General features: G+C 70.2%; 1 protein-coding gene. It reads right to left on the reverse strand.

Translation table 11 applies throughout. The features are described 5' to 3' along the window. A partial coding sequence (locus MKK67_RS32965) for an ATP-binding protein (protein ID WP_409568419.1) occupies positions 1-282 on the reverse strand: 282 nt, incomplete at both ends.

A 282-nucleotide genomic window follows, 5' to 3' on the forward strand; every position in this document is an offset into this window, starting at 1 on the left:
TCGAGGAAGCCGAACGCATCGCCAAGGAACTCCAGGCGCAGGTAAGCGGGCTCACTTTTGCTCGACGCTGAAGGCAGGCCTCTCGTCTTTGAGAACACGCCAGCCGGACATGGCATGTCGGCCGGGCGGCACGGTTAAGTCCCGGCAGGCCGGGGCCGTTGTCGGTCACCAGGATGGTCACCCGGCCGGGCTCGTCGCGGCTGGCGGCGACCCGCACCTCGGCGTCTGGCACCCCGGCGCCGTCGAGCGCCTGGACCGCGTTGCGGACGAGGTTGGCGAGCG

It is taken from the genome of Methylobacterium sp. J-072 (genome assembly GCF_022829425.1).
Classification (GTDB): domain Bacteria; phylum Pseudomonadota; class Alphaproteobacteria; order Rhizobiales; family Beijerinckiaceae; genus Methylobacterium.